A 225-nucleotide genomic window follows, 5' to 3' on the forward strand; every position below is an offset into this window, starting at 1 on the left:
GCTTTGGATGGTTTATCTTACACCCCTGTTGCTGATTACAATGGTCCTGACAGCTTGACGGTAGTCACCAGTGACGGCACCTTAAGCGATACGGACAACATTGCCATTACAGTCAATCCAGTCGTGGATATTGCCAACGATGCCCTAACCCTGAATGAAGACACGGTGGCTACTTATGATGTGAATAATAATGATACCTTTGAAAACGCAGGCCATACCATCACT

General features: G+C 45.8%; 1 protein-coding gene. It reads left to right on the top strand.

Annotation, left to right across the window (positions count from 1 at the left end):
- The coding region (locus tag Lqua_RS18355) for a hypothetical protein (RefSeq protein ID WP_193787179.1) at window positions 1-225 on the top strand (225 nt) is incomplete at both ends.

Origin of the sequence: Legionella quateirensis (assembly GCF_001467955.1) — a bacterium.
GTDB lineage: Bacteria > Pseudomonadota > Gammaproteobacteria > Legionellales > Legionellaceae > Legionella > Legionella quateirensis.